The organism is Microcystis sp. LE19-84.1B (genome assembly GCF_027531875.1).
Taxonomy (GTDB): Bacteria; Cyanobacteriota; Cyanobacteriia; order Cyanobacteriales; family Microcystaceae; genus Microcystis; species Microcystis panniformis.
Genome location: NZ_JAPZSR010000170.1, coordinates 1 through 6,572, shown reverse-complemented (window position 1 = coordinate 6,572; position 6,572 = coordinate 1). Strand labels below are relative to the sequence as shown.

At 42.8% G+C, this 6,572-nt stretch carries 5 protein-coding genes; all 5 read left to right on the top strand.

From position 1 onward, the window contains the following. The first annotated feature begins 687 nt into the window (after positions 1–687). The 5 genes from O9324_RS10260 to O9324_RS10240 all read left to right on the top strand — a co-directional run bounded on the left by O9324_RS10260 (position 688) and on the right by O9324_RS10240 (position 6,338). Entirely contained in the window at positions 688–1,077 is a 390-nt protein-coding gene (locus O9324_RS10260) for a hypothetical protein (protein WP_288140129.1), read from the top strand. A gap of 70 nt (positions 1,078–1,147) precedes the next feature. Further along, positions 1,148–1,828 (top strand): MerC domain-containing protein, encoded by a 681-nt coding sequence (locus O9324_RS10255; protein WP_288140128.1) that lies wholly within the window; start codon positions 1,148–1,150, stop codon positions 1,826–1,828. Between the two features lie 65 nt (positions 1,829–1,893). Then, positions 1,894–3,747 carry a tetratricopeptide repeat protein gene (locus tag O9324_RS10250; protein WP_288140127.1) on the top strand — a complete coding sequence of 618 codons (1,854 nt, stop codon included), beginning with the start codon at positions 1,894–1,896 and terminating at the stop codon, positions 3,745–3,747. Positions 3,748–3,888: 141 nt separating this feature from the next. After that, positions 3,889–5,268, top strand: coding sequence for a tetratricopeptide repeat protein (locus O9324_RS10245; protein WP_288140126.1), 1,380 nt, complete (start codon positions 3,889–3,891; stop codon positions 5,266–5,268). Between the two features lie 140 nt (positions 5,269–5,408). Continuing rightward, positions 5,409–6,338, top strand: a complete 930-nt coding sequence (locus O9324_RS10240; protein ID WP_288140125.1) for a hypothetical protein — start codon at positions 5,409–5,411, stop codon at positions 6,336–6,338. Positions 6,339–6,572 lie beyond the last annotated feature (234 nt).

Genomic DNA, 6,572 nt, shown 5'->3' with positions numbered 1-6,572 from the left:
CAAGCTAGAGGTTTAAAGACTGAGCGGGTTCCAATTATTTTTATTAATAAATATAGCGGTTCTCGCATCTGTGCGGCACACTTAAACCTTTGCTGATTAAGCTGTTCAGGATCGGGAATGTATTGTGAATCAGAAACGCTATATTTTACACAATTCATACCAGGTAAGCAAGAGAGCTACGCCACTACTACTGAATCATTACCACTTGTTTTTTTTTGAGTGCCTAGAGCTTGATTAGATTAGATGTCCAACGGGCTATATTTACTAACAGATGTCGGTGTTGTTAATGGATCAAGGCTTTGCCAGATAAGAATTGCCAACAGTTTTCTCTTCTTGCTTCGGCTCTTCCTCGGATTGGATAGTCAGTAAGCATTTATACGAGTCACAACAGTTGCCGATATTGATATTTATAGGCGTGTGATGTGATCCGAGGAAATATTTATTGGGCATGACAACAGAACCATGTAGTTTTATATAATGCAAGACCCTATTGTGATCCTCTCGAACCTGAACCAGCCAAACAATGGAAAAGTTTTTATTTATATAGGTTTATTGCAGATATTTAAGAATTGTGTGCGATTGCCCCGTCAAACCTTTAATCGTGCTAACTCTGATTGACCAAAGCAAGGTACAATATAAATTGTTCTCGGGTAAGTGAGTGAGTTTTTTCAGCAAGAGGGAAAAGCGATGAAACTCAAGGGAAAGACAGAAAGTAACTTCAGAAGCCGCAAAGCAGAACGGGACACCACAGAAAGTTCTTTGCAAGAAGCTGGCTTAGAGTCTAACTCAGCTATTGATTCGCTGGTAAGGCGAGTGCGCCACCGCCAAAATCGCCTTCAAGTCCTTTTCTTAGGCATAAAACTGGGGATTCCGGGTTCGGAAAAAGCCTTGAATAACGCCCTCTTTCGCTACGGCGATGTGTACATGGCTCTAGATTACTTGAATTGTGGTTCTCCTGAATTGGACAAGGGGGGGCGACAGTGGGCTTACGCTCATGGTTATCGAGTTACCCAATCTAAGTGTGGATTGGGTACGGGAGTTGAATGTCCAGGAGGGGTTAAATGGGGTCAATTTTAGGGTTTTAGATACCCATTAGTAGGTGAGGAGTGACAGGACTGATAAAACGGTAGTTTTAGGGGAGGGAATTATGACTGTGAAATTTAACAATCAGACGCAGACTTTAAGCGAGCTAAACAGCGATGAAGCCGATGTCATTCCCGTGATTCTGCAACACGAGGAGCAAATCAGAGAGCTTCAGTCCAAAATCCAGTTAATTGAGGCTCAACAACCTGAAGTCAAGACCAAGTTCCAACTCATTGAAGAACAAGTTAAGAACGAGAAGCTCCGTATTGGGGAAATTGAGAACAAAATTGGGCGCATTGAGTCTCAAAGCCCTAAATGCGAGGAGCTACAGCTTATCGAAGAACAGGAGAAGCAAACGCTAGAAATCGAGGAACTTTACTCCAAAATTGAACAAATCAAAGCCCAAATTACTCAGAATAAGACAAAAATTCAGCTTGCTGAAGAGCAGGTCAAACTGGAAAAGATGGCTACAGTCCTCAAATTATCCCAGCGCAATCTATGGATTGCCGTAGGATTGAGCCTGTTAATCTGGCCTGGTTATCTCTATACCCGGCGCTGGCTTCCTTTGTTGGGTCTCTCCGCTGCCCTGGTGGTACTCCTAGGAGCCGTCAATCCAGAATCCGCTCCTTCTAATGAGGCAAGTAATACTGTGCTGGGACTAGGGGTGATCGCTGCTGCGGTTGATAATGGTCTAGCTATTCGCCGCGCCCGTCAACAAGTCAACGATTGGGATGAACAAGAGTAAACATTGAACTCACGTCATGTCAAGCTTGCGCCAAGAGATGCTCACTTAGCAAAGGAGGAAAAGCCATGACACTCAAAGAAAAGACCGACGGGAATTTTGCTCGAGGATTAGAGTCTAACTCTGCTGAGAGCTATCTCAAGCAGGGGATTGAGCGTAGTCGTCAAGGCTCTCATCAGCGAGCCATTGCTAATTTCAACCGAGCCATTAGCCTGGACCCCAATTTAGCTACAGCTTACTATCAAAGGGGCATCAGCTATAGTGAACTGGGGGACACCCAAAAAGCCGTTTCTGACTGGCAGAAAGCAGCAGAGTTGGATCGGCAACAGGGCAAGATGGAGGAGTACCAAGAGGTTCTGCGGCGAATCAGTCGCTACTCAAGTTCCGTTGAGAGCGATCGCCAAGAAATGCCCAATCCTGTTGACAGCAATGCGACAGCCATTAAAGATACGGACATCCCTGAACAAGAAGGATTCAAAGAGGTTGAGGAGGGAGCTAAACCGACCAATGAAACGACTCCAAAACCGAGCATTTGTCCTTCTCTCACTCAAGTCGGCCACCGATTGAATAGCTCTAAGGTAGAGGTAGGCGAAAGTGAGAAAGCTCAAGAAGTCCCACTAGCCGATAGTCCATTGCTGGAGGAAACTTCAGCACCACAAGCAAATCGTCAGTCCCATTTGCTTCCATCTCTCAGAATCGCTCTATCTTCTCGCTTCTCAGGTGCGGCCACAGCCTTAAAGCAATGGAAAGTCAAAAGCAAAACACCCTGGGTGGTTGGGGGTGCTATCCTGTTACTGGGATTAGGCGGTATAGGATTTTGGCAGTTCCAAGTTTTGTCTGATAACCGGGTCTGGGAAGAAAGCCAACAAGTCAATACCATTAAAGGATTTGAAAAGTATCTTCAGAAGTATCCCAAGGGTCAGTATGTCACTCAGGCTAACGAAAAGCTGGCCGATCTCTATAACCATCAAGGACTACTTCATTTTGAGCAGGACAAAAAGGACTTAGCCCTAGCTGACTACAACAAAGCCATTGAACTCAATCCTCAGAATGCTGAAGTCTACAGAAATCGGGGGAAACTTTATTTTTATTCTTCGCCCCAAAAAAAGGACTTGGCTTTGGCTGATTACAAAAAAGCCATTGAACTAGATCCTTATAATACCGATGTCTATGGAGATCGGGCTTTGCTCTATGTTGCTGAGAAAAAAGTAGACTTAGCTTGGGCTGATTACAACAAGGCAATCGAACTCAATCCTAAGAATGCTAAAGCTTACATTGATCGAGGAACGTTCTACACGCTACTGCAAAAAAACGACTTGGCTTTGATTGACTTTAGCCAAGCTATTGCCGTCGATCCCAAGAATGCTAATGCTTACCACTTTCGGGGATTTGTTTATCATCTACAGCAAAAAAACAACTTAGCTTTGGGTGATTACAACAAAGCGATTGAACTTGATCCTAAGTATGCTAATGCTTACACCAACCGGGGACAGTTGTACTTGAGCCAGAATAAAACGGACTTAGCCCTAGCTGATTACAACAAAGCCATTGAAGTCGATCCTAAATATGCCGATGCTTACTATAAGCGGGGACATTTTTACTGGGGTCGGGGAATGTATGTCTTAGCTTTGGCTGACTATAACAAGAAAATTGAACTCGCTCCAGATGCTGATACTTACGCTGAGAGGGGATTTATTTACTGGAAGCAGAAAATGTATGACTTAGCGCTGGCTGATGCTAACAAAGCGATTGCTCTTGATCCTCAAGAGGCTTTTGCTTACGTTGTTCGGGGAACTATTTTGGTACAGAGAGGAAACAGATCGGAAGCTAGGGCTGACTTGCAAAAAGCAGCAGCTTTGTTTAAACAACAAGGGAATCAAAAAGATTATCAATTTATTCTGAATCTACTTCAACAATTGTAAAAAACGACCCCACTGAAAGCTAAAAATGTTAGGACTTACGCTCTCTCTAGGAACAATCAAGGTTTGAGATTCTAAGCTATCAAATTTACCTGATTCTGCTACGGTGTGTAAGTCCTGAATCCCAAAAGGAGGTGATAGGTCATGCAAACCTTATCTAAGCTGAAATCTTACGACAACAAAGAATGGCATTTTTCCTTTGCCTATCCATCTGAATGGAAAATTCTCTGGGAAAATGAACCAGCCGACTCATGGATAATTCCCATTGCCATAGCAGGTCAAGAACAAAGTGGTGGTCTTCCCTGCTTCTCCGTAAATGCGCGTCGGGGTGAAATTCTTCAAGAAAAGGAACAAGTCCTCGTATTTCCCAGTACGCCCCAAGAGTACATCAAGCAGGAACAAGAAGAACTGAAAAGAGCTTTTCCAGGCTTTCAGTTAATCTCAGCCGAAGAACTGCTTTTAGATAACAAACCGTCTGCCAGACTGGTTTACAGCTACGACGGAGTCAAAGGACGTATTCAGGAAGAATGCACTACCTTGTTTGGGGTAGGTGTGACTTTCCAATTCATTTCTGAAGTTCCTGCTAGGGATTCTGCTCAGTTTGCGCCTGTATTCAAGGGCATTTTTGAGAGTTTACGCATAGGTCGCTCTTCTTCTGAAAACTCTATCAAGATCGAGGGTAATACTGAAATTTCCGTCTCTCAGCAAGTCACTCTTTCCCCTCAACCATTAGGTGCTGCCGCAGCCTTAAAGCAATGGAAAACCAAAGGCAAAACACCTTGGTTGGTTGGGGGTGCTATCCTGTTACTGGGATTAGGGGGTATAGGATTTTGGCAGTTTCAAGTGTTGTCCGATCACTGGGCTTGGGAAGCAAGCCAACAAGTCAATACCATTAATGGTTTTGAACAGTACCTTCAGAAGCATCCCCAAGGTAAGTATGTCACTCAGGCTAACCAAAAACTGGCTGATCTTTATTTGAACCAAGGGAATGAGCGGTTAGACAAAGAGGATTTTCAAGGGGCGATCGCTGACTATAACAAAGCCATTGAGCTTGACCCCAACTTTGCTCTTGCCTACAACAACCGAGGAGTTGTCTACTATAATCTCAAGCAATGGCAGAAGGCATTGGCTGACTACAATCAAGCCATTGAGCTTGACCCCAACTATGCTCTTGCCTACAGCAGCCGAGGAGTTGTCTACTCTAATCTCAAGCAATGGCAGAAGGCATTGGCTGACTACAATCAAGCCATTAAGCTTGACCCCAACTTGGCTGATGCCTACATTAAGCGAGGTTGGGCTTATGTTAACCTAAACCATTGGCAGAAGGGGATTGCGGACCTCAACAAAGCCATAGAGCTTGACCACGACAATGCCCTGGCTTACGTGATCCGAGGCGGAATTCGAGCTATGCAGGGAGACAGGCGGGAAGGTAGGACTGACTTGCGGAAAGCAGCACAATTGTATTTACAACAAGGGGATCAAGCAAATTATCAGGCAACACTTAATCTACTGCAACAATTCTAGTAAAAATTACTCCATTGAAAGCTAAAAATGTTAGGACTTACCCTCGACGAAAAATCAAGGTTTGAGATTCTAAGCTATCAGATTTACCTGATTCTGTTACAGTGCGTAAGTCCTGAATCCCAAAAGGAGGTAATTAGGTCATGCAAAACCTATCTAAAGTATCTCAGAGCAACGTTACTGCTATTGCAATATTAGCCGTAGGAGTAGCGATCCTATATGGGTGTACCAGTCAACCCAACCAAACTTATCAGTTTCAGGTGGGCGATGAGTTTCGGATCACTTACCGATCCAATAAAGCGGATGAATTTGTGGACAAAAACAGATTGAAAGTAAATGGAGCGATCATTGACTTTTCCTATAAGGTAGAAGATCTCGAAGATCACATTTCTGTTGTTGGATACAGCCTTCCTGTTGCTAGAAACGTTCGACGTTCTAATTTTATGGGAGATGAATTAATTAATAGCATTGAAATCAATGATGTTCCTGGTGATAACCAAGCAACAATTACCTTTCAGTACGCAACTAAAGAAGGTGGTCAAATGGTGGCTGAATTTAATTTGAAAGGGGATGTTTTTGCACCAGTTTCTCCTAAAAGTTTAAGGAAAGCAGTCAGTGGTATTTTACAAAATGGCGATGGTTGTTCTAATGCAGAAGTTTTAGATAGTGAGGTCAATCAATTACAATTCTCCAAGAATGAACAGCCGCTAGAAGTTTCTCCTTTACCCCAAGGTCTTATCAAAGAGAGAATGTTAGTTGGAGATAGTGTCAAGAATTGTCAAGGTTTTATTGGGACAACCCTTTTTTATCGACACGATGAGAACAATCAGCTTGTTTGGTCGCCCCACCAGAGCCGTTTGTTATGGACTCAACAAATATTTGAGGGGGAATTACAGGCATTTCGTTCATCAGTCGTAGTTCCTGGGATACAAAATTCAAAGAATATGTTCTCAGATGATCCGTCCAGAAAAATCGTGTTTTCAAGAGGTCCATTGATTCCTGGTAAAAAAATAAGTGAACTAGCATTCACATTTAGTCCTTTTATTGAAGAAACCAAGAAATCGAATTTCTAATAAGTTTAAATGAGCGAACTTCTAAGCACAATCTGTTGTTCTTCCAATTTCTATGAGACTAAAATTCATGCTCCATCAAGATTCCACATAGTATTTATGGCTCTTCCGAACTTGTCATGTAAAATTAAAGAAAAAACAGACAATTATTGCTGACCAATAAAACAATAATTTATCTTTAAAAGCTGACTATGCTTGCAATACAGCAATTTATTGGTTAAAATATAGACAGCCAAG